The organism is Idiomarina sp. X4, assembly GCF_002808045.1.
Classification (GTDB): domain Bacteria; phylum Pseudomonadota; class Gammaproteobacteria; order Enterobacterales; family Alteromonadaceae; genus Idiomarina.
Window position 1 is genome coordinate 813,916 of record NZ_CP025000.1, and the last position, 24,037, is coordinate 837,952.

Consider the following 24,037-nt stretch of genomic DNA (forward strand, 5'->3'; position numbering starts at 1 on the left):
AATGTGACAAAGCAACGTAATTCAGGAGCTCTTCCCATGCACTACTCCCCCGAATTTATTAAAGCCATTCCCAAGGCCGACTTGCACCTGCACTTAGACGGTAGCTTACGTGCCAGCAGCCTTGTCGATATGGCAAAGCGCTCGGGTATTGAACTTCCCAGCTATACTGAAGAAGGCTTGTTCGAAAAGGTATTTAAGTCGCACTACAACAATTTGGGTGAATATCTCAACGGCTTTCAGTACACCTGCGCGGTGCTGCGTGACCTTGAAAACTTAGAGCAAGCCTCTTATGAATTGGCGGTTGATAATCAGGAAGAAGGCGTTAATTACATAGAGGTTCGGTTTGCACCGCAGCTACTGATGGATCCGAGTAAGGGCGTTACCTTCGATACCATTATGCACGTGGTTAATGACGGCTTATCGCGGGCCAAGAAAGAGTACAACAATCGCTCGGACGTCAAAAACGGCGATAAGCCTCCGTTTGACTACGGCATTATCAACTGCGCCATGCGCATGTTCGGCAAAAAGGGATTTTCACCCTATTACACGCAAATATTTCAGTTAATGCGCGACTTTGAACCGATGCAAGTAATTAAGACGGCGGCGATGGATTTAGTGCGCGCCAGCGTTCGCATGCGCGACGAAGAAGGTATGCCCATTGTCGGATTAGATATTGCGGGTCAGGAAATTGGTTACCCCGCCGGAGAATTTAAAGACGTGTACGAATACGCGCACGAAAACTTTTTACTGAAAACCGTGCATGCGGGTGAAGCCTATGGCGCGGAGAGTATTTTTGAAGCTTTAACCAAATGCCATGCAGACCGATTGGGCCACGGGTACTCACTGTTCTCGCCTGAAATGACCGAAGATCCGTCCATCGAGGATCCAAAAGCCTACGGCGAGAGTCTGGCCTCTTACATTGCTGATCGTCGCATTGCAGTGGAGGTGTGTTTAACCAGTAACTTACAAACAAATCCAGCTATTGGTGACATTAAAAATCATAACTTTAAGCACATGCTGGATAATCGTTTAGCCACTATTATTTGTACCGACAACCGTTTGGTGTCTCGCACAACGGTTAGTAACGAATACCAGCTGGCACTGGATAACTTTGATATTTCATTGAAGCGCTTAAAGGACATTGTCGCTTACGGCTTTAAAAAGAACTTTTTCCCAGGCCGTTATGTTGAAAAGCGTGAATACGCCAAGCAGAACTTAGCGTACTTTGACAAAGTGGTTAAAAAGTTCGGCTTAAGTGACTAAGGCTTTAGGAGTTTCTTGAGGTTTTCAGCTTAAGCCCCTGGTGCTTATCGAGCATTTTAAACCCTTCGTTAAGCACCTGTTCTTCAATTTCTTTTGTCGGTATTTCACTAATACAAACCCAGCGATTGCGCCCTTGTGATTTACCGTAATACATCGCTGTATCGGCCAACTGCACTAAGGTTCGCCAGTGTGGTACCTGGTTAATGTCAGCTAAGTACGGACACATAACACCGCCAACGGTACACGTCACTGGAAGCTCTAAGCCGTTCGGCATGATGAATGGGTGCTGCGTCACTGCCAAGTGTATTCGCTGTGCAATGTTATAGAAGTCCTCTTCGTCATCGACTTTTGCAACCACTAGAAATTCTTCACCGCCCCAGCGCACAAGCATGTCCTGCTCTCTGAGCGCGCGCGTCACACGGTTCGCAAACTCTTTTAACACCTCATCGCCAACGTCATGACCATAGGAGTCATTCAACTTCTTGAAATAATCGATGTCAAACAGATAAACCGCCATGCTTTTATTATCTTCTTCGCGGTTTGCCAAATTCACCGCATCAAGCGCTCTTTGAATGCGACGCTCAAAGTACATTCGGTTGTGCAATCCGGTCAGCGAGTCTCTTTGGCTTAACGCTTTAAAACGCTTCGCTTGACGCAACTTCTGACGTATTTGCAGCAAACCAAATACCACAACCAAGATGAAAATAGCGATAATGGCATACATGAGGTTCGACTGGGTCTCGCGTCGTTCGCGCTCGGCTTCCTTTAGAAGCTCTTCTTTTTCAAGTAATTCTTTTTGTAAAGTTGATTCCAGTTGCAAACGGCTCAGCTCCGCATTCGATGCCACCGCGCTACTGCTTTGTTTTAATTGGTCTTGCAGGGTGCTTTTATACAGTTCATAGAAATACGCTTGTCCTTTAGCACGCAGGTCTCCCTGTTCCAGTTCGGACATACGTTTATAAACATCCAGTTTTACTTCTAACTGAGTATCGGGGTGCAGGTTATCACAAGCCGGTATATCGTTTTGATGCTCTAACTGAAGATTCACCAACTGCTGATAACAAGCAAGATAACGTTCTACAACCGGATCCGAACCTTTTAACTGAGACGACTGGTCAAGGTAATTCTCCGCAAGTTCGAATTTTCCTAACTCAACAGCCGCCAAAGCTGAAAAAACAAGAGTGGATTTAGCCTGTTCCGCCTGCTGTAGATTTACTTTTCCAAACCAGTCGAGAGCGGTTTCATAGTCTCGCTCATGTAATGTATTAGCAACACCTAAGTTAAAGTGAGTTAAGTCAATGGCGTACTGTGCCTGCTCTGGCGGTAGCTGGTTGTCATCTCTTAGTTCTTTTGTGCGTTTTAAAACCTCTTTATGTAGCTTCAGGCCTTTTTGTCGATACTCTGCATCACCATACATAATGTAAAGCGTTGCCGTGTTTTGCATCACCATGTTTAAAACAGGCCAGTTAACTCGTTGGTCTTCCCCCAACTCTAACGCCCTTTCAAAGGTCTGGAATGCTTGTCTAATATTACCTTTACTCGATTGAAGCCAGCCCAACTCGGAGAGTGTTTCAACCGCAAACTGAACAGCCCCCTGCTCCATCGCGTTCTCATGTAAATTTAAATAGGCTTCAACTCGTTGCTCGTAATTCAAGTCTTCCGTAGATACGCACAAGTGCCGATAATAAAGGTCGAACCCCTGAGGTGTATGCGACTGACAAATTGCATTAGTTAACTTAGGCTCACCATTGAAATAGTACTGATAGGCGAGCTCTCGTTGCAGTCGGTACTCCTCTGCCGCATTAATATCTTCATTAAGTCGCTCGTTAAGCCAGTTGACTCTTTCAAGGTAGCTGAGAGTGTCGAACTTTGGAGGAAGTGGCGGCAGTTTTTCCAGTTCTTCTATAGAAATGGCATCATCTTCAGCAATGACGATAGTCGTCAATGCGAGTGATATAACGAAGGTAAACAGAAGTTGTATTATCAGTTTCATACTGACAAATTTAGAGTGAAAACAACGCGCTGACAAGTAAAGTCTAACGTCTTAATAACACAAAAGGCCCCTTCAGGAGCCTTTTTAACGAAACGTCTAAGATGACTCTAGAAGGGAATATCGTCGTCAAAATCCGTATCCGGTGAAAACGGTGCTGGTTCAGCAGGCTTCTGCTGAGGCTGTTGGTTCTGTTGAGACGGTTGTGGTGCCGGGCGTTGTTGCTGACCGCCGTACCCGCCTTGTTGTCCGCCACCATAACTTTGGCCTTGCGGAGGCCCGCCCTGTGGGCCACCTTGAGGGCCACCACGAGAATCGAGCATTTGCATTTCATTAATCACAATTTCGGTGGTATAGCGCTCTACATTGTCCTGCCCCGTCCATTTGCGCGTTTGCAAACGTCCTTCGACATACACTTTAGAGCCTTTTTTCAGGTATTCACCCGCAATTTCCGCCAGACGACGATACGCCACACAACGGTGCCACTCGGTTTGCTCTCTTGGCTCACCGGTCTGCTTGTCTTTCCAGGTTTCACTGGTCGCAATAGATAGGTTGGCTATCGCTGTGCTGTTCTGGGTATAACGCACTTCCGGGTCCGCACCCAGGTTACCAATTAGAATTACTTTATTCACACCGCGGCTGGCCATTTTACTCTCCTGTTCTTAATGCGTTCAGCAGTTCATTAACTGCCTTTTCGTCGTACGCTTTTTTATCCACTTTTAAATACGTTGCCTGGTCGTCTTCGACCCAGCGCGCCTCTTTTACACCAGCAACGGTTAGTAACTGCTCACTTAGGCTTACGGCTTTGTCTTTCGTAAGGTTTGGCGTTGATACTGACAAGCTGGTGACACTGTCTGGGTTCTTCATTATGAAGCTGATAACCAACCAACATAGTAGCAAGATCAAACAGAATATCACAATGCCCGATGTCTGATAGTTTTGTAAGACCCAACCACCGGCACTACCGCCAATAAACGCGCCTAAAAACTGACTGGTTGAATAAATACCACTCGCACTGCCTTTACTGCCGGCAGGCGCTATACGTGTTAGTAGCGACGGCAAGCTGGCTTCAATAAAATTAAAGCCAGTGAAGAAAACCACCAACGCCGCGACCAACCAAACGGCTGATTCACCAGCATAAAACACCGCAGCCAATGACAAAATTAAAATAGCGATAGACGCACGCAACCATTGGACTGAACTGTTATTGCGCGAACTTCGAATAATCATTGGCACCATCAATACAACTGACGCCGCCAGTGTTGGCAAATAAAACCAAGCGTGTGTTTGACTCTCAAACCCCGCACTTTGCAGTTGAGTGGGAATAGTCACAAACCAGGCAGTTAAAATGGCATGAAGTACAAAAATACCGATATTCAGGCACCAAAGTTGTTTATGCTTCAGTAGTTTTTTCAATTCCGAAGCGACCGGCAAAGATTCTCGCCGAGCGGATGTTGTGACCACATCAGGCACGCTCATAACAAGCACCAATATACCTAATACGCCGGTAGCAGCGGTAAACCAGAACAATCCCGACAAACCAATTACACCGCCTAATAAAGGTCCAACAACTAACGAAACAGCAAATGCCAAGCCAATGCACATACCAATAATCGCCATAACTTTCGGACGCTGCTCGTCACGCGAGAGGTCGGCTGCTAATGCCAGTATTGCGGCGGCTATCGCACCAACCCCCTGAAGTGCGCGACCGACGCTCACCATTACCAGGCTATCTGCTAATGCTGCGACAATACTCCCCAGCACGAACACAACTAAACCACCAATAATAATAGGTTTTCGGCCAACACGGTCAGACGCCATACCTAACGGAATTTGCAAAATTGCCTGAGTGAGTCCGTAAGCCCCTAACGCGACACCGACCAAAAGCGGTGAATAGTCAGGATAGGCTTGTGCGTAAACCGCCAATACCGGCATGATCAAAAACAGCCCTAACATCCGTATACCAAATACAGACGCCAGTGAGAAAGCGGCTTTTCGTTCAGTCTTATTGAGCGAGTGTTGCGTCATGTTACTGCGTTCGCGCTAGTATCAAAATGAATCATGTGGATATTGTACCAGAAGGCACACACTGTGCGATAATGGCGTTTTGTTGTCGACTTCCTATAAGTTGAATATCAACTGCAAAACAGACGGGAATTATGGAAAACATTGAAGTACGCGGTGCGCGCACGCACAACCTGAAAAATTTCAATCTGACGATACCCCGTGACAAACTCATTGTCATTACCGGCTTATCCGGTTCAGGCAAGTCATCGTTAGCTTTTGATACGCTCTATGCTGAGGGGCAGCGTCGGTACGTTGAGTCATTATCGGCCTACGCTCGCCAGTTCTTGTCACTGATGGAAAAGCCCGACGTTGACAGCATAGAAGGTCTGTCTCCCGCAATTTCAATTGAGCAAAAGTCGACGTCTCACAACCCTCGTTCCACGGTCGGTACCATTACCGAAATTTATGACTACCTGCGCCTAATGTACGCACGTGTTGGTGAGCCCCGCTGCCCAACACATGATGTTGCTTTGGCTGCACAAACCGTATCGCAAATGGTCGACAAAGTGCTTGATGCGCCAGAAGGCGAGAAGCGCATGTTATTGGCACCCATTATTCAAAACCGCAAGGGCGAGCATTTAAAGGTTTTAGAAAAATTAGCGCTGCAGGGATTTATTCGTGCACGTATTGACGGTGAAATTTGTGACTTAAGTGATCCTCCGCCATTAGAACTGCAGAAAAAGCACACCATTGAAGTGGTTGTTGACCGTTTTAAGGTTCGCGAAGGTTTAGAGCAACGCTTAGCCGAGTCTTTTGAAACCGCTTTAGAGTTAAGTGGAGGTACTGCGCTGGTTGCTCCTATGGAAGGCGACGGAGACACCTTAGTGTTCTCAGCAAACTTCGCCTGTCCGCATTGTGGATACAGCATGCAGGAGTTGGAACCCCGCCTGTTCTCATTCAATAACCCAGCGGGGGCATGTACCACTTGCGACGGTTTAGGTGTTGAGCAGTTTTTTGACCCCAAAAAGGTGGTTGTTAACGACGAGATTTCCTTAACCGGTGGTGCTATTCGTGGCTGGGACAAACGTAACTTTTATTACTACCAAATGCTGCAGTCACTGGCTAAGCATTATGGATTTAAGCTGTCTGAGCCATTTAAAGACTTACCGGAAGATATTCGGAATATCATTCTGTTCGGCAGCGGAAAGGAAGAAATAAAATTTACTTATATGAATGACCGCGGCGATAAAGTCGTTCGCGAACATGCTTTCGAAGGTATTATTCCAAACATGCAGCGCCGCTATCGCGAAACCGAATCTCAAGCGGTTCGTGAAGAGCTGTCAAAGTACGTGGCCACGCAACCTTGTAAAAGTTGTCACGGTACTCGCCTGCGCACCGAAGCACGCCACGTATTCATTAACAATGTCACCTTACCGGAAGTTGTCGAACAGTCTATTGGCGACGCCATGGCTTTCTTCCAGCAATTAGACTTGGAAGGTCAGCGTGCTCAGATAGCCGAAAAAATACTGAAAGAAATTAACGACCGCCTGCGCTTTTTGGTGAACGTAGGCCTTAATTACCTGAGCTTGTCACGCAGTGCGGAAACCTTGTCCGGCGGCGAAGCTCAGCGGATTCGCCTGGCCAGCCAAATTGGTGCCGGCTTAGTTGGTGTTATGTACGTTCTCGATGAGCCAAGCATTGGTTTGCACCAGCGTGACAACGAACGGCTATTAAATACCCTCACCCACTTACGTGATCTGGGCAATACCGTTATTGTGGTGGAACACGACGAGGACGCAATCCGTCAGTCCGATCATGTCATTGATATAGGTCCAGGCGCCGGTGTTCATGGTGGTGAGATTATCGCTCAGGGCAACGTCGACGATATTATAGCAAGTAAAGACTCACTAACCGGTGACTACCTGTCAGGACGTAAGTTGATTGATGTGCCTGCTGAGCGACATAAGCCAGATGACCGTCAGTTGGTGATAAAAGGTGCTAGTGGTAATAACCTAAAAGACGTCACCATGACGTTGCCGCTGGGCGTTATGACGTGTGTGACTGGGGTCTCGGGCTCAGGTAAGTCAACACTGGTCAATGACACCTTATTTAAAATTGCGCACCGGGAACTAAATGGTGCGACAGCCGATGTGCCGTCGCCTTATCAAAGCGTCGACGGTTTCCAGTATTTGGATAAGGTTGTTGATATCGACCAAAGCCCGATAGGCCGAACGCCGCGGTCAAACCCGGCAACCTATACCGGTATATTCACCCCCATTCGGGAACTTTTCGCCGGTGTTCCCGAAGCACGAGCGCGTGGCTATAAACCTGGCCGCTTTAGCTTTAACGTGCGCGGTGGCCGCTGTGAAGCATGTCAGGGTGATGGCGTTATTAAAGTTGAAATGCACTTCCTGCCAGATGTCTATGTACCTTGCGATATTTGTAAGGGCAAACGTTACAACCGTGAGACGCTGGAAATTCAGTACAAAGGCAAAAACATCCATGAAGTGCTGGAAATGACGATTGAAGACGCACGTGAGTTCTTCGACCCAATTCCAGCCATTGCACGTAAGCTGCAAACGCTGATGGATGTCGGGTTATCCTACGTTCGCTTAGGCCAATCAGCAACCACGCTCTCAGGCGGCGAGGCACAACGTGTTAAGCTGTCCCGCGAGCTGTCCAAGCGCGACACCGGTAAGACACTGTATATTTTGGACGAGCCAACGACTGGTCTGCATTTCCACGATATAAAACAATTACTGGCCGTGATTCATCGCCTGCGCGATCATGGCAATACCGTTGTTGTTATTGAGCATAACTTAGATGTTATTAAGACAGCCGATTGGATTATTGACCTTGGTCCTGAAGGCGGTTCCGGCGGCGGCGAGATACTCTGCGAGGGTACACCGGAAGCCATTTGTGAGAACAAACAATCGCATACGGCCCGTTTCTTGAAGCCGATGCTAAAATAAAAGGAAGCAGTATGTTATCGGAAGACTTTAAAGTTCGATTTTATGAAACCGACGCGCTAGGTCACGTAAACAACACGGTCATACCCGGATGGATTGAGACTGGCCGACTGCCTATATTCGAATTTTTCGGTGAAATGTCGCCGGAAACTCAAAGCCTAATTGTGGCGCGACTGGAAGTGGATTATTTGTTTCCCATTTACTTTGGCAGCCCAGTTACGGTAAATACTTACGTCACCAGAATGGGTGGTAGCTCATTTGATATTACCACCGAAGTTTGGCAAAAAGACAAACTGTGCGCTAAAGGTAAGTCAGTGTTAGTTTATTTCGATTATCAGAAGGAGTGTTCAGTGAAGCTACCTCAGGATATACGAGAAAGACTCGCAACGATAACGCATCCGGAGCATCCTCTTGACGCGTGATATTGTCAGTGGCGGGCAGCATATACATGCTCCTGACGACTTAACCCGCCTGTTACAGGATATTTACGAGCAGGCGATGACAATAAAAACCGGCAAGGTTGCGGATTATATTCCCGCCCTTGCTGCGGTTGACCCTGAGCAGTGCGCACTGACGTTGGCAACACTTGACGGTGAGACCTTCACCGTTGGCGACACGCAAACCCAATTTTCCATTCAGTCAGTTTCAAAAATTTTCGGTCTTATGCTAGCCATGGAGCGTCTCGGAGACGAATTATGGGACCGTGTCAAAATGGAGCCTTCGGGTCAGGCTTTTAATTCAATTGTTCAGCTTGAATGGGAAAAAGGCATACCTCGTAACCCGATGATTAACGCTGGTGCTATTTTGATCAGCGATGTCCTTGTTAGTCATTACTCGGCAAGTAAAAATGCGGTTCTAAGCTTGGTACGCAGTCTTTGTGGCAATGAAACCGTGTACGCTGACCATGAAGTTCATGAATCAGAGAAAGATCACGGACACCGCAACGCGGCATTAGCCCACTTAATGAAAAGCTTCGGCAACATCGATTCTGACGTTGAAGAGTTGCTCGATCACTACTTCTGGCAGTGCGCGCTTTCTATGTCGTGCGAAAACTTGGCTCGGTCGTTTACGTTTTTGGCAAATGACGGGGTTTGCCCGTTCTCGAAAAAGCAAATTATGTCCAAACGTGATTCACAACGCATTAATGCACTTCTTTCCACCAGTGGTATGTATGACCAAAGCGGCGAGTTCGCGTTTACCGTTGGCGTACCGGCAAAAAGCGGAGTCGGTGGTGGCATTGTTGCTGTAGTACCGGATTTCGGCGTGATTTCTGCCTGGAGCCCTCGTTTAAACGAGTTTGGAAACAGTGCTCGCGGAATGTTTATGGTACGGGAAGTTGCCAATAAACTGGGCTTAAGTGTTTACTAAGTTGCTAGCGAATTGTCGACGGGCGATATAGCTGGAATCGTTCCATATTAAAGCGTCGGAAAAGCCGATCAATTTCGCCCTTACGGCCTAATTCACTCAACATCCGCTGTAAGGTTGATGCTTCAATTTTTTTTGAATGCCCAACCAGTAAGTGAAGTTCGTACTGAAAATCTGTATTCTCGGCCAGCAATAGGTTCTCCACTTTAATTTGCTGAGAACCTTCCAACGCCGCCAATAACTCGTCATTAACCGTGGTTAAGTCAACTCGACCACCTAGAACCATTCGAATATTCGTTATTCTGGAGTCGGCGAGATAAACCGTAAACTCTTGCTTGAGTTCGTCAGATGCTTTCAGTTCTCCGGCAATTAAGTAATGGTAACCTTTAACGCCAGCAAAACGCTTACCTTCATAGCTGTTAAAGAACGATTGTGCTCTACCAGCTTTCTTAGCCGTTACCAACCGCTCTTTTCCACGAACTAATGGAAAGGTTGTTTCAATTTCTACATCGTGATTTCGCCAGCCCCAGCTCGGCGACTCGAAAAATATAACATCACAGCAACCACCAACGCTTAGCGCTTCATAACGCCCTGATGGAGGTATCACCTCGATAATGAATTCATAATTGCTCTGATGCTCATTAAGGCGCCTAACCAGCTCTCGGGTTAAATCCGTTTCCAGAATGTCGGAAAAATAAGGCGGGTAGTCGTAAGCCGCAACATAGATCTTTGTCTGTGCTGCTAAAAAACCACTGTAGAGTAACGCTGCGAAAAGCAGTAAAAAACGACTCAAAAGCCCCACACTTTACTGTTATTGATGAAAATCATGACATTTCATCTTTCACTTTTGAGGCTTGAATGTCAAGAACTGTAAAGACGAGCCGTTCAACAGCCATAAAAAAGCCCGGCATAAAACCGGGCTTTGTATACGATACTTAAACCGTATTAGTCTAGGATCTTAGACACAACGCCTGCACCTACAGTACGACCACCTTCACGGATTGCGAAACGCAAACCTTCGTCCATTGCGATTGGAGCAATCAGCTCTACAACGAATTTCAGGTTGTCACCTGGCATAACCATTTCTACGCCTTCCGGCAATTCTACTGCACCCGTTACGTCAGTCGTACGGAAGTAGAACTGTGGACGATAGCCTTTGAAGAATGGCGTGTGACGGCCACCTTCGTCTTTGCTCAGTACGTAAACTTCCGCTTCGAACTTAGTATGCGGAGTAATTGTACCTGGCTTCGCCAATACCTGACCACGCTCAACTTCGTCACGCTTAGTACCACGCAACAATGCGCCGATGTTCTCACCTGCACGACCTTCGTCAAGCAGCTTACGGAACATTTCAACACCCGTTACGGTCGTCTTTTGCGTGTCTTTCATACCAACGATTTCACACTCGTCGCCTGTGTTGATGATACCGCGCTCTACACGACCGGTAACAACTGTACCACGACCTGAAATCGAGAATACGTCTTCGATTGGCATGATGAATGGCTTATCGATGTCACGCTCTGGCTCTGGGATGTAGTTGTCAAGCGCATCTGCTAGCTCAACAATTTTCTTCGCCCACTCTTCGTCGCCTTCCAGCGCTTTCAGTGCTGAGCCCTGGATAACTGGCAGGTCGTCGCCCGGGAAGTCATACTCTGACAACAACTCACGAACTTCCATTTCTACCAGCTCTAACAGCTCTTCATCGTCAACCATGTCACATTTGTTCATGAATACGACGATGTAAGGAACGCCAACCTGACGTGAAAGCAGGATGTGCTCACGAGTCTGTGGCATTGGACCGTCAGTGGCCGCTACGACCAAAATCGCGCCGTCCATCTGGGCAGCACCGGTGATCATGTTTTTAACATAGTCAGCGTGTCCTGGGCAGTCTACGTGCGCGTAGTGGCGAGTTGGTGTGTCATACTCAACGTGTGACGTTGAAATAGTGATACCACGCTCTTTCTCTTCTGGCGCGTTATCGATGGCTGCGAAGTCTTTCGCCGCACCACCATAAACTTTTGCCAAAACAGTTGTGATAGCAGCAGTTAGTGTAGTTTTACCGTGGTCAACGTGACCAATGGTGCCGACGTTTACGTGCGGCTTCGAACGTTCAAATTTTTCTTTAGACATGATATATCCTCAAATTTAAGTTGAAAGCCCGGTCCTGTGTAAGACCGGACCAGACCTTACTTAACCTTTAGCGTTACGCTCAGCCATCACTTTTTCAGCGATGTTGTTTGGTGCTTCACCATACTTCAGGAACTCCATCGAGTAAGATGCACGACCCTGAGTTTGTGAACGCAAGTCAGTTGCGTAACCGAACATTTCAGACAGTGGAACAACCGCGTTGACAGCTTTCAAGCCACCAGGTGCTTCTTCCATACCTTCGATCAGACCACGGCGACGGTTTAAGTCACCAACCACGTCACCCATAGACTCTTCTGGAGTAATAACTTCCACTTTCATTAGTGGTTCCAAAAGAACTGGGTCCGCCTGCATTGCACCTTTTTTGAAGGCCATGCTACCAGCGATTTTAAACGCCATTTCTGACGAGTCAACGTCGTGGTAAGAGCCATCATACAGAGTTGCTTTAACACCCAATACTGGGTAGCCAGCTAATACACCCTGTTCCATCTGCTCTTGAATACCTTTATCTACAGCTGGGATGTACTCTTTCGGTACCACACCACCAACGATTTCGTTAACGAATTCGTAAGTGATATCTTCACCGTCATCGTCTTCTTCGATGGTCATAGGCTCAAGTTTCAGCCATACGTGACCAAACTGACCACGACCACCCGATTGACGTACGAATTTACCTTCGATTTCAACCGACTTACGAATAGCTTCACGGTATGCAACCTGAGGCTGACCAACGTTACATTCAACTTTGAACTCACGTTTCATACGGTCAACGATGATATCCAAGTGAAGCTCGCCCATACCTGAGATGATGGTTTGGCCAGATTCTTCGTCCGTTTTAACACGGAACGACGGATCTTCTGCTGCCAACTTACCTAAAGCAATACCCATTTTTTCTTGGTCAGCTTTAGTTTTTGGTTCAACAGCAACCGAGATTACCGGCTCTGGGAATTCCATACGCTCAAGAATGATCTTGTTGTTTGGATCACACAGAGTGTCACCAGTAGTCACGTCTTTAAGACCGATAAGTGCAGCAATGTCACCCGCGCGAACTTCTTTAATTTCTTCACGACTGTTTGAGTGCATCTGTACCATACGACCAACACGTTCTTTCTTATTCTTAACAGGGTTGACGACACCGTCACCTTGATTAAGAACACCAGAGTAAACACGAACGAAGGTTAAGGTACCAACGAATGGGTCGGTTGCGATTTTAAACGCCAAAGCTGAGAAAGGTTCATCATCAGATGACTTACGCACACCTTCTGATTCATCATCCAAAATACCAGTGATTGGCTTAACTTCCGTCGGAGACGGTAAGTACTCGATAACCGCGTCAAGTACGGCTTGAACACCTTTGTTTTTGAACGCTGAGCCAGCAGCAACCAAGCAGATTTCGTTCGCCAATGTACGCGCACGAAGACCTTCTTTGATTTCAGCTTCTGTTAACTCACCTTCTTCAAGGTATTTGTTCATCAGCTCTTCGTTAGCTTCAGCCGCAGCTTCAACCAACTCTGCGTGATATTCTTCACACTGATCAACCATGTCAGCAGGGATGTCTTCATAAGTGAAAGACGTACCCATGTCTTCTTCGTTCCAGTTGATGAACTTCATTTTGATCAAGTCAACAACACCACGGAAGTTGTCTTCCGCGCCTACTGGCAATTGCATTGGAACCGCAACTGCGTTCAGGCGTGTTTTCATCTGATCAACAACTGACAAGAAGTCGGCACCTGCACGGTCCATTTTGTTGACGAATACCATACGTGGTACTTCATATTTGTTCGCTTGACGCCAAACAGTTTCTGTTTGAGGCTGAACACCTGAAGACGCACACAATACAACGACAGCACCGTCAAGAACACGCAGAGAACGTTCTACTTCGATTGTGAAGTCAACGTGTCCAGGAGTATCGATGATGTTGACACGATGCTCAGGGAACTGCTTGTCCATGCCCTGCCAGAAACAGGTCGTTGCTGCTGAGGTGATAGTAATACCACGCTCTTGTTCTTGCTCCATCCAGTCCATGGTGGCTGCACCATCGTGCACCTCACCAATTTTGTGAGACAAGCCAGTATAAAACAACACACGCTCAGTTGTGGTTGTCTTACCAGCGTCTACGTGAGCACAGATACCGATATTACGATAGCGCTCAATGGAAGTTTTACGAGCCACAATAAACTCCTTTCTAGGTTAACTGTGAATTTACCAGCGATAGTGAGCAAACGCTTTGTTTGCTTCAGCCATGCGGTGAACGTCTTCACGTTTCTTCACAGCTGACCCTTTGTTTTCTGATGCATCTAGCATTTCAGCTGCCAGACGCTGCGACATTGATTTTTCACCACGGGTGCGCGCTGCATCAACTAACCAGCGCATAGCCAGTGCGTTACGACGTACCGGACGAACTTCAACTGGAACTTGGTAGGTAGAACCACCAACGCGACGAGATTTAACCTCGACGGTAGGACGCACATTTTCTAGTGCATCATCAAAAACTTCCAGATGATCTTTACCTGACTTCTCTGCCAGGATGTCCAGTGCACCGTAGATAATCTTTTCAGCGACTGCTTTTTTGCCGTCAACCATGACGACATTGATAAATTTAGCCAACAACTCTGATCCGAACTTAGGATCCGGCAGGATTTTACGTTGACCTATGACGCGTCTTCTTGGCATCTCAATATTCTCCGATTAATTCAGGGTATTACCCAAAACTTATGAATTACAGTTTGGCCTTACTAACGGAGAACCGTTAAGACTTAGGCCGCTTCGCGCCGTACTTAGAACGGCCTTGTTTACGATCGTTAACACCTGAACAGTCAAGTGCACCACGAACGGTGTGATAACGAACACCAGGTAAGTCTTTTACACGACCGCCACGGATCAGTACGACTGAGTGTTCTTGTAAATTATGTCCCTCACCGCCGATGTACGAAGATACTTCGTAACCGTTGGTTAAACGAACACGGCAAACTTTACGCATTGCAGAGTTCGGTTTCTTAGGGGTTGTGGTGTAAACACGGGTACATACTCCGCGTTTTTGAGGGCACGCTTCAAGAGCCGGAACGTTGCTCTTCACAACGGGCTTTTGACGGCCTTTACGCACCAGCTGATTAACTGTTGCCATTCATTACTCCTAGTTTAGTTGATGTCGCTTTTTAGCGCGCACAATGTGCGTGAAAAATCGCTTTTTTCCGACCATACAAAGCCGGATCCCGAAAATCGGGAGCCGAAATTCTAATGGTCATATTTTCACCTGTCAAGGTTATAAAAAAGAAGCCAGCACTATAATCAGTACTGGCTTCTGTACAAATAGGCTAAAAGCGTATTTGTTTATTCGGCAGAATCGTCTTTTGGCGATTCATTTCCTGCGTTAAGAGCGTCCGCTAACTGTTGTTCAGCTTGCTCTGCAGTCATTGTCGGAGCTTCTTCAACGTCCAATTCTTCTACGCGACGTTGCATACGCTCTTTGTGATACGAGTAACCGGTACCAGCCGGAATTAATCGACCCACAATAACGTTTTCTTTCAAGCCACGCAGGCTGTCTTTGCGTCCACCAACGGCCGCTTCGGTCAGGACACGAGTTGTTTCCTGGAACGATGCAGCAGAGATGAACGATTCTGTCGACAGTGACGCTTTGGTAATACCCAACAGCTGACGTTCGAAGGTTGCCGGCGTTTTGCCTTCCGCTTCCGCTTTTGCGTTCGCTGCCAAGACTTCCGCCATTTCAACCATTTCGCCTTCTAGCAAGTTGGTATCGTTTGCGCGCAGAATTAACGCTTTACGCAGCATCTGACGAACAATCGTTTCAATGTGCTTATCGTTAATTTTAACACCCTGTAAGCGATAAACTTCTTGAACTTCGTTCACGATGTAGTTCGCTACAGCGCTTACGCCACGCAGACGCAGGATATCGTGTGGTGCCTCTGGACCATCAGCAATAACCTCACCTTTCTCAACCTGCTCACCTTCGAACACGTTAAGCTGACGCCATTTCGGAATCATTTCTTCATGCTGATCACCACCGTCGTTAGGTGTGATGATTAAGCGACGCTTACCTTTCGTTTCCTTACCGAACGAGACCGTACCCGTCTTCTCTGCAAGAATCGCAGGTTCTTTCGGGCGACGTGCTTCGAACAAGTCAGCAACACGCGGCAGACCACCGGTAATGTCTCGAGTTTTCGAGCCTTCCTGCGGAATACGCGCCAAGGTATCACCGACTTTTACTTCGGCGTTATCTTCAAGGTTAATGATTGCGTTACCCGGCAAGAAGTATTGCGCAGGGATATCGGTACCGACGATGTTAACATCGTTACCTTTACCATCAACCAGCTTGACCATTGGACGCATATCTTTACCGGCACTGGTACGCTGACCTGTTTCCAGCACAACGATGCTTGAAAGACCGGTTAGCTCGTCGGTTTGACGCGTCATAGTAACGCCGTCAATTAAGTCGACAAACTTGATACGACCTTCCACCTCGGTAATGATTGGGTGCGTATGCGGATCCCAGTTAGCAACGGTTTCGCCGCCTTCAACTGCGTCGCCTTCACCTTTCTTCAAGACCGCACCGTAAGGCACTTTATAACGCTCGCGCTCGCGACCGTATTCGTCAATAAGCGTCAACTCAGTAGAGCGAGAAGTAATTACATGCTCTTTATCGCTGTTTACAACCCATTTAGCGTTGTGCAGTTTGATAGTACCTGAGTTTTTAACCTGTACGCTGTTCTCAGCCGTTGCACGCGACGCCGCACCACCAATGTGGAAGGTACGCATGGTGAGCTGTGTACCCGGCTCACCAATTGACTGTGCTGCGATAACACCAACCGCTTCACCTTGGTTAACCATATGGCCACGAGCCAAGTCACGACCGTAACAGTGCGCACAAACACCAAAGTCCGTGTCACAGGTGATAACCGAGCGAACTTTAACTTCATCGATAGAGTTTTCTTCGAGAATGTCGCAATTCTTCTCGTCAAGCAGCGTATTACGCGGTAACAGCACGTCTTCGCTACCTGGCTTAAGAACGTCGTCACATAGAACACGACCTAAAACACGCTCACGCAATGGCTCTACAACATCACCACCTTCAATCAATGGCTTCATTGTCAGACCGTCGTGTGTACCACAGTCTTCTTCCATGATAACGACGTCCTGAGAAACATCGACCAGACGACGAGTCAGATAACCTGAGTTCGCTGTTTTCAATGCGGTATCGGCAAGACCTTTACGAGCACCGTGCGTCGAGATGAAGTACTGGAGTACGTTCAGACCTTCACGGAAGTTCGCAACGATAGGCGTTTCGATGATTGAGCCATCTGGCTTAGCCATCAGACCACGCATACCGGCCAACTGACGAATCTGCGCGGGGCTACCACGAGCGCCTGAATCAGCCATCATGAAGATAGAGTTAAACGATGCTTGCTCTTCTTCTTTACCGTCTTTATTGGTGACAACTTCTTTCGACAAGTTATCCATCATCGCTTTCGAGACTTTCTCGTTAGCTGTAGACCAAATATCGATAACTTTGTTGTATTTCTCACCAGCGGTTACCAAGCCAGACTCAAACTGTTCCTGAATTTCAGCTACTTCTTCTTCCGCTGCAGCGACAATTTCTTTCTTCGCTTCAGGAATAACCATATCGTTGATACCAACCGATGCGCCTGAAACCATCGCATAATGGAAACCGGTGTACATGATTTGGTCAGCAAAAATAACTGTGTCTTTCAGACCCAGGTTACGATACGCCTGGTTCAGCATACGTGCGATTGGCTTTTTACCCATAGCCTGATCGATAAGCTCAAACGGCAAACCTTCTGGCATAATTAGCGACAACAATGCACGACCTACGGTGGTATCACGCACGGCTGTTTTAGTCGTACGGTTACCATCTTCATCAGCGGTTGTGTCCGTAATACGCACTTTTACGCGTGAATGCAGCTCTACATCACCATTACGGTACGCTTTCTCAGCTTCAGACGGGCTTTTGAAGATCATGCCTTCGCCTTTACCGTTGATCTTCTCTTTGGTCATGTAATAAAGACCCAGTACAACGTCCTGAGAAGGCACGATGATTGGGTCACCACTTGCAGGTGACAGCACGTTGTTGGTTGACATCATCAACGCACGCGCTTCTAGCTGAGCTTCTAAGGTCAGCGGCAAGTGAACAGCCATTTGGTCACCGTCAAAGTCGGCGTTATATGCCGCACAGACCAATGGATGTAACTGAATCGCTTTACCTTCAATCAGTACCGGCTCAAACGCCTGAATACCTAAACGGTGAAGTGTTGGTGCACGGTTAAGCAATACCGGATGCTCCTTGATCACTTCATCCAGAACATCCCAAACTTCAGCGGTTTCGCGCTCAACCATTTTCTTAGCAGCTTTAATGGTTGTAGCTAAACCACGGCGCTCTAATTTACCATAGATAAACGGCTTGAACAGCTCCAGAGCCATCTTCTTAGGAAGACCACACTGGTGTAAGCGAAGTTTAGGACCAACGGTAATAACCGAACGGCCTGAATAGTCAACACGTTTACCCAGCAGGTTCTGACGGAAGCGACCCTGTTTACCTTTGATCATGTCAGCCAAAGACTTCAGAGGGCGTTTGTTGGAGCCAGTAATAGCACGACCACGACGGCCGTTATCTAATAAGGCATCAACCGCTTCCTGAAGCATACGTTTTTCGTTGCGTACAATAATATCCGGAGCAGCCAGGTCTAATAGGCGCTTCAAACGGTTATTACGGTTAATAACGCGGCGGTACAAGTCGTTCAAATCAGACGTAGCAAAACGACCACCATCCAACGGTACTAACGGACGTAAGTCTGGCGGCAGAACAGGCAGTACTTTCAGAATCATCCACTCTGGCTTGTTGCCAGACATTTGGAAGGCTTCTAACAGTTTTAGACGTTTGCTGATTTTCTTACGCTTGGTTTCAGAGTTGGTTTCTGGCAACTCTTCGCGCAAGGTTTGGATTTCAGCGTCAATGTCGACAGCTCGCAGTAAATCAAGTACCGCTTCGGCACCCATTTTCGCATCGAACTCGTCGCCGTGCTCTTCCAATGCGTCCAGGTATTCTTCTTCAGTAAGAATCTGACCTTGTTCTAAAGACGTTAAACCGCCCTCTGTAACAACGTAAGATTCAAAGTAAAGCACCCGCTCAATATCACGCAAGGTCATATCCAGCATTAGGCCAATACGAGATGGCAGTGATTTCAAGAACCAGATATGTGCCACTGGGCTTGCTAGCTCAATGTGACCCATCCGCTCACGACGCACTTTGGTTAAGGTGACTTCAACGCCACACTTCTCACAAATAACACCGCGGTGCTTCAAACGCTTGTACTTACCACACAAACATTCGTAGTCTTTTACTGGACCAAAAATACGAGCACAGAATAACCCGTCACGCTCTGGTTTGAACGTACGATAGTTAATAGTTTCTGGCTTTTTGACTTCACCATACGACCAACTACGGATCATATCTGGCGAAGACAAAGCAATACGAATTCCGTCAAATTCGTCTGCTTGATTCGTCGGCTTTAAAAGCTTCAACAAGTCTTTCACGATTTATCTCCTGTCGGAGTTCAACCTATGGGGAGTGAACATCACTCCCCCAGTAATTCCAGCAACAGACGCTTAGTTCTGTTCCAGCTCGATATTGATGCCTAGAGAGCGAATTTCTTTCAACAATACGTTGAACGACTCTGGCATACCCGCTTCCATTTGCAGGTTGTTGTCGACGATGTTTTTGTACATCTTCGTACGACCGTTTACGTCGTCCGATTTAACCGTCAACATTTCCTGCAAGGTGTATGCAGCACCGTATGCTTCTAATGCCCAGACTTCCATTTCACCGAAGCGCTGACCACCAAACTGTGCTTTACCACCTAATGGCTGCTGAGTTACCAAGCTATAAGAGCCGGTAGAACGAGCGTGCATCTTGTCATCGACTAAGTGGTTCAATTTCAGCATGTACATGTAACCGACGGTTACATCACGCTCAAATTTCTCACCAGTACGACCGTCAAATAGTGGTATCTGACCTGACTCAGGTAAATCCGCCAGTTTCAGAAGCTCTTTAATTTCTTCTTCAACCGCACCGTCGAATACTGGTGTGGCCGTTGGCAGACCGGCTTTCAGGTTACCCGCTAAGCGCATCACTTCGTCATCAGAGAACTCACTGATGTCTACTTTCTGACGGCACTCACCCAGGTCATAAACTTGCTGTAAGAAGTCACGCAGATCTTTCATTGCGCGCTGCTGCTTCAGCATCTTGTCTATCTTGCTACCAATACCGCGAGCCGCCATGCCCAAGTGTGTTTCCAACACCTGACCGATGTTCATCCGCGATGGTACACCCAGAGGGTTCAATACGATATCGACCGGGTTACCTTCATCATCGTGAGGCATATCCTCAACAGGAATGATAGTAGAGATAACACCTTTGTTACCGTGACGACCTGCTAACTTGTCACCCGGCTGAATGCTACGCTTAACCGCCAAGTAAACTTTTACAATCTTCAGTACGCCAGGCGCTAAATCATCACCTTGAGTGATTTTACGGCGCTTGTTTTCGTACTTCGTATCGAAATCATCGCTGATTTGCTGGTATTGCTCTGCGATCTGCTCTAACTGTGCTTGCGCATCTTCAGAACCTAAGTCCTGAGTTAGCCAGTTTTTACGATCAATACTCGCTAGCTTCGCTTCGTCGAAACCATTCGCAAGCAACAAGTTGCGTGCACGGTTATAAATACCTTCTTCAAGAATTTTAAACTCTTCGGTCAGGTCTTTCTTAACCTTCGCCAGTTGCATCTCTTCGATAGCGACTGCGCGTTTATCTTTTTCAACGCCATCGCGAGTAAAGACTTGTACGTCAATAACGGTACCGTTCACACCATTAGGAACGCGTAAAGAACTGTCTTTAACGTCCGACGCCTTCTCACCAAAGATTGCTCTCAAAAGCTTCTCTTCTGGCGTCAGCTGCGTTTCGCCTTTTGGCGTTACTTTACCAACCAGAATGTCGCCGCCTTTAACTTCGGCACCAACGTATACAACACCAGCTTCATCAAGCTTACCAAGCGCTGATTCACCAACGTTTGGAATATCTGAAGTGATTTCTTCAGCACCCAGTTTGGTATCACGAGCAACACAGTTCAGCTCTTGAATGTGGATAGTGGTTAAACGATCTTCTTGCGCAACACGCTCAGAGATAAGGATTGAATCCTCAAAGTTGTAACCATTCCACGGCATGAACGCGACACGTAGGTTTTGACCCAGTGCCAATTCACCTAAGTCTGTCGATGGACCATCTGCCAATACGTCGCCACGGGTTACCGGCTCACCAGGATTAACCGTTGGTTTTTGGTTAATACACGTATTTTGGTTAGAGCGTGTGTACTTAGTTAAGTTGTAAATGTCGATGCCCGCTTCGCCCGGCACCATCTCTTCTTCATTTACTTTAACCACGATACGGCTTGCATCAACATAGTCGACAACACCACCACGTTTAGCGACAACGGTAACGCCCGAGTCAACGGCGATAGTGCGTTCGATACCGGTACCGACTAACGGCTTGTCTGCACGTAACGTTGGTACTGCCTGACGTTGCATGTTTGAACCCATCAATGCACGGTTCGCATCATCGTGTTCAAGGAATGGGATCATGCTTGCTGCAATTGACACGATTTGCTGAGGAGCAACGTCCATATACTGAACTTGCTCTTTGCTCATCAATGTAAATTCGTTTTTGTGACGACAAGGTACTAAGTCTTCGGTTAACTCACCTTTGTCATTAAGCGCTACGTTCGCCTGAGCGATAACATAGTTGCCTTCTTCAATGGCTGACAAGTAGTCAACTTCGTCGGTGACAACACCGTCTTCAATACGACGGTAAGGTGTTTCCAGGAAACCGTACTCGTTCGTTCTGGAGAAACTCGACAGTGAGTTAATCAAACCGATGTTCGGACCTTCAGGGGTTTCGATTGGACACAAACGACCGTAGTGAGTCGGGTGTACGTCTCGAACTTCAAAGCCTGCTCGCTCACGCGTCAAACCACCCGGACCTAACGCAGAAATACGGCGTTTGTGCGTCACTTCTGACAGTGGGTTGTTTTGATCCATGAACTGAGACAACTGACTTGAACCGAAGAACTCTTTCACTGCGGCACTAATAGGCTTCGCATTGATAAGGTCCTGTGGCATGGTATTGTCCAGGTCGCCTAACGACAAACGCTCTTTAACCGCGCGTTCAACACGAACAAGGCCAACACGGAATTGGTTTTCTGCCATCTCGCCAACAGAACGGATACGACGGTTACCCAAGTGGTCAATGTCATCAACTTCATCAAGACCATTTCGGATCTCGATAAGCTTCTTCATAACATCGATAATGTCTTCTTTAGAAAGCGTATTATCTCCACTTAGATCATCTCGACCTAAACGGCGATTAAACTTCATACGACCAACGGTCGACAAGTCATAACGCTCATCGCTAAAGAATAAGTTATCGAATAACGCTTCTGCTGCTTCGCGCGTCGGCGGTTCACCCGGACGCATCATACGATAGATTTCAACCAACGCTTCCAAGCGATTAGTGGTTGAATCCACGCGCAGCGTTTCGCTCATGTATGGACCGTGATCCAGGTCATTCACGAATAACGTTTCAATTTTCTTAATTCCGGCTTCGCTTAATTCCGCAATCAACTCAAGCGTTAATACGTCGTTTGCGTGGCCAATGACTTCGCCTGTTTTCTTATCTGCGTAGTCTTTTGCTAATACTTTTCCGACCATGTATTCAGTCGGCACGTCCATTTCTTTAATGTCGAGTTTTTCTAACTGACGAATATGACGTGCGGTAATACGACGGCCTTTTTCAACCAATACTTCGCCATCGGTACCTTTAATGTCGAACTTGGCAGTTTCACCACGAAGACGCTCCGGCACCAACTCCATCTTGACTTTGGTTTTCAAGATTTCAAAGTAGGTTGTTTCGAAGAACATATCGAGAATTTCTTCAGTGCTGTATTCAAGCGCACGAAGAATAATAGACGCCGGCAACTTACGGCGACGGTCGATACGAACAAACACGTTGTCTTTAGGATCAAACTCAAAGTCTAACCACGAGCCACGGTAAGGGATAACTCGTGCGTTATACAGAACTTTACCTGATGAGTGTGATTTACCTTTATCATGGTCAAAGAAAACACCCGGAGAGCGGTGAAGCTGAGAAACGATTACTCGTTCTGTACCATTGATAACGAAAGTTCCGTTTTCTGTCATTAACGGAATTTCGCCCATGTACACTTCTTGCTCTTTAATGTCTTTAACCGTTCCGGCTGCTGCTTCTTTATCAAACAGTACCAGACGCAGTTTCACACGCAGAGGTGCTGAGTAGGTAATACCACGAATTTGACATTCTTCAACGTCAAATGCCGGCTCACCCATGTGATAACTGACGTACTGCAGTTCCGCATTACCTGAGTAGCTGGCAATAGGAAAAACCGAACGAAAAGCCGCTTCCAAGCCGTTATTGGCGTCTGGATCGACTTCAATAAATTTCTTAAATGAATCAAGCTGCATAGACAGCAAATAAGGCACTTCTAAGACCTGCGGTCGTTTACCAAAGTCCTTACGAATACGTTTTTTCTCAGAGTAGGAGTACGCCATGGGGTTCCTCAGCTAGCTGATTGATGACCCTAACCAACGAGTGGTTCGATGGTTAAGACAGATGAATCTTTTATCTGTCGATCCCGTGTTGTTTTTGCAAAACTTGTATCCCAACCTCGGGCAAAAATGATACAAGCAATACAGCGCAAAAAGGCTGGTGGTTATTTAACCACCAGCCCAAGGCCCTAAAGAGCCATATTTTGTACAAAAGTCGACTTATTTAACTTCAACTTCCGCACCAGCTTCTTCAAGCTGCTTTTTCAGCTCTTCAGCTTCGTCTTTGCTAACACCTTCTTTGACTGCAACTGGTGCAGACTCAACCATAGCTTTAGCTTCTTTCAAGCCAAGGCCAGTTGCGCCGCGAACAGCTTTGATAGCAGCAACTTTGTTGCTACCAGCGCCTTTCAGCATTACGTCAAATTCAGTTTTCTCTTCAGCTGCTGCTTCGCCGCCTGCTGCTGGACCAGCTGCTACTGCAACTGCTGCAGATGCGTCAACGCCGAATTTTTCTTCAGCTGCTTCGATCAGTTCAACCAGTTCCATTACTGGCATTTCAGCGATCGCGTTTAAAATATCGTCTTTAGTCAGAGCCATTACTCTAAACTCCTGGGTTGATAATTACAAAAAATGG

Annotated in this window: 15 protein-coding genes; 4 read left to right on the plus strand and 11 right to left on the minus strand. The window is 47.1% G+C overall.

Translation table 11 applies throughout. The features are described from left to right. The first annotated feature begins 36 nt into the window (after positions 1 to 36). A complete protein-coding gene (locus CWC33_RS03900) occupies positions 37 to 1,263 on the plus strand; it encodes an adenosine deaminase family protein (protein ID WP_100690866.1) in 1,227 nt (408 codons plus the stop codon). 4 nt (positions 1,264 to 1,267) lie between these two features. Here CWC33_RS03900 and CWC33_RS03905 read toward each other — a convergent pair whose 3' ends face one another. The 3 genes from CWC33_RS03905 to CWC33_RS03915 form a co-directional block, all read right to left on the minus strand. Further along, complete coding sequence (locus tag CWC33_RS03905) at positions 1,268 to 3,256, minus strand: GGDEF domain-containing protein (RefSeq protein ID WP_157803475.1); 1,989 nt, start codon at positions 3,254 to 3,256, stop codon at positions 1,268 to 1,270. A 107-nt stretch (positions 3,257 to 3,363) separates the two neighbouring features. After that, entirely contained in the window at positions 3,364 to 3,900 is a 537-nt protein-coding gene (gene ssb, locus CWC33_RS03910) for a single-stranded DNA-binding protein (RefSeq protein ID WP_100690868.1), read from the minus strand. A 1-nt stretch (position 3,901) separates the two neighbouring features. Then, on the minus strand, positions 3,902 to 5,281 hold the full coding sequence (locus CWC33_RS03915; protein ID WP_100690869.1) for an MFS transporter: 1,380 nt from the start codon (positions 5,279 to 5,281) through the stop codon (positions 3,902 to 3,904). Positions 5,282 to 5,412: 131 nt separating this feature from the next. Between CWC33_RS03915 and uvrA the strand changes: the two genes are divergently transcribed. Genes uvrA through glsA form a run of 3 tightly spaced genes read left to right on the plus strand, consistent with a single transcriptional unit; the run spans position 5,413 to position 9,597 of the window. Beyond that, positions 5,413 to 8,232, plus strand: a complete 2,820-nt coding sequence (gene uvrA, locus CWC33_RS03920; protein WP_100690870.1) for an excinuclease ABC subunit UvrA — start codon at positions 5,413 to 5,415, stop codon at positions 8,230 to 8,232. A gap of 11 nt (positions 8,233 to 8,243) precedes the next feature. After that, the gene (locus tag CWC33_RS03925; protein WP_088768998.1) at positions 8,244 to 8,651 is read left to right on the plus strand and encodes an acyl-CoA thioesterase; all 408 of its coding nucleotides are present in this window, start codon (positions 8,244 to 8,246) and stop codon (positions 8,649 to 8,651) included. Continuing rightward, complete coding sequence (gene glsA / locus CWC33_RS03930; RefSeq protein ID WP_100690871.1) at positions 8,641 to 9,597, plus strand: glutaminase A; 957 nt, start codon at positions 8,641 to 8,643, stop codon at positions 9,595 to 9,597. The genes CWC33_RS03925 and glsA overlap by 11 nt, the downstream gene beginning before the upstream one ends. A 4-nt stretch (positions 9,598 to 9,601) precedes the next feature. Here glsA and CWC33_RS03935 read toward each other — a convergent pair whose 3' ends face one another. The 8 genes from CWC33_RS03935 to rplL all read right to left on the minus strand — a co-directional run bounded on the left by CWC33_RS03935 (position 9,602) and on the right by rplL (position 24,000). Beyond that, positions 9,602 to 10,387, minus strand: coding sequence for an amino acid ABC transporter substrate-binding protein (locus tag CWC33_RS03935; protein WP_100690872.1), 786 nt, complete (start codon positions 10,385 to 10,387; stop codon positions 9,602 to 9,604). Positions 10,388 to 10,539: 152 nt separating this feature from the next. Then, positions 10,540 to 11,724, minus strand: coding sequence for an elongation factor Tu (gene tuf, locus CWC33_RS03940; protein WP_100690873.1), 1,185 nt, complete (start codon positions 11,722 to 11,724; stop codon positions 10,540 to 10,542). Positions 11,725 to 11,784: 60 nt separating this feature from the next. After that, positions 11,785 to 13,911: an elongation factor G gene (gene fusA / locus CWC33_RS03945; RefSeq protein WP_100690874.1), complete on the minus strand. Its 2,127-nt coding sequence runs from the start codon at positions 13,909 to 13,911 to the stop codon at positions 11,785 to 11,787. Positions 13,912 to 13,941: 30 nt separating this feature from the next. Further along, on the minus strand, positions 13,942 to 14,412 hold the full coding sequence (rpsG, locus tag CWC33_RS03950; protein WP_100690875.1) for a 30S ribosomal protein S7: 471 nt from the start codon (positions 14,410 to 14,412) through the stop codon (positions 13,942 to 13,944). Between the two features lie 76 nt (positions 14,413 to 14,488). Beyond that, entirely contained in the window at positions 14,489 to 14,863 is a 375-nt protein-coding gene (gene rpsL, locus CWC33_RS03955) for a 30S ribosomal protein S12 (RefSeq protein WP_006956845.1), read from the minus strand. Between the two features lie 206 nt (positions 14,864 to 15,069). Continuing rightward, positions 15,070 to 19,305, minus strand: a complete 4,236-nt coding sequence (rpoC, locus tag CWC33_RS03960; RefSeq protein WP_100690876.1) for a DNA-directed RNA polymerase subunit beta' — start codon at positions 19,303 to 19,305, stop codon at positions 15,070 to 15,072. A 72-nt stretch (positions 19,306 to 19,377) separates the two neighbouring features. Beyond that, the gene (rpoB, locus tag CWC33_RS03965) at positions 19,378 to 23,406 is read right to left on the minus strand and encodes a DNA-directed RNA polymerase subunit beta (RefSeq protein WP_100690877.1); all 4,029 of its coding nucleotides are present in this window, start codon (positions 23,404 to 23,406) and stop codon (positions 19,378 to 19,380) included. 216 nt (positions 23,407 to 23,622) lie between these two features. Then, positions 23,623 to 24,000: a 50S ribosomal protein L7/L12 gene (gene rplL / locus CWC33_RS03970; protein ID WP_053953118.1), complete on the minus strand. Its 378-nt coding sequence runs from the start codon at positions 23,998 to 24,000 to the stop codon at positions 23,623 to 23,625. Positions 24,001 to 24,037 lie beyond the last annotated feature (37 nt).

Coding starts and splice junctions, on each gene's coding strand:
- CWC33_RS03900 (WP_100690866.1), top strand. CDS start 37: ATGCACTACTCCCCCGAATTTATTAAAGCCATTCCCAAGGCCGACTTG.
- CWC33_RS03905 (WP_157803475.1), bottom strand. CDS start 3,256: ATGAAACTGATAATACAACTTCTGTTTACCTTCGTTATATCACTCGCA.
- ssb (WP_100690868.1), bottom strand. CDS start 3,900: ATGGCCAGCCGCGGTGTGAATAAAGTAATTCTAATTGGTAACCTGGGT.
- CWC33_RS03915 (WP_100690869.1), bottom strand. CDS start 5,281: ATGACGCAACACTCGCTCAATAAGACTGAACGAAAAGCCGCTTTCTCA.
- uvrA (WP_100690870.1), top strand. CDS start 5,413: ATGGAAAACATTGAAGTACGCGGTGCGCGCACGCACAACCTGAAAAAT.
- CWC33_RS03925 (WP_088768998.1), top strand. CDS start 8,244: ATGTTATCGGAAGACTTTAAAGTTCGATTTTATGAAACCGACGCGCTA.
- tuf (WP_100690873.1), bottom strand. CDS start 11,724: ATGTCTAAAGAAAAATTTGAACGTTCGAAGCCGCACGTAAACGTCGGC.
- rpsG (WP_100690875.1), bottom strand. CDS start 14,412: ATGCCAAGAAGACGCGTCATAGGTCAACGTAAAATCCTGCCGGATCCT.
- rpsL (WP_006956845.1), bottom strand. CDS start 14,863: ATGGCAACAGTTAATCAGCTGGTGCGTAAAGGCCGTCAAAAGCCCGTT.
- rpoB (WP_100690877.1), bottom strand. CDS start 23,406: ATGGCGTACTCCTACTCTGAGAAAAAACGTATTCGTAAGGACTTTGGT.
- rplL (WP_053953118.1), bottom strand. CDS start 24,000: ATGGCTCTGACTAAAGACGATATTTTAAACGCGATCGCTGAAATGCCA.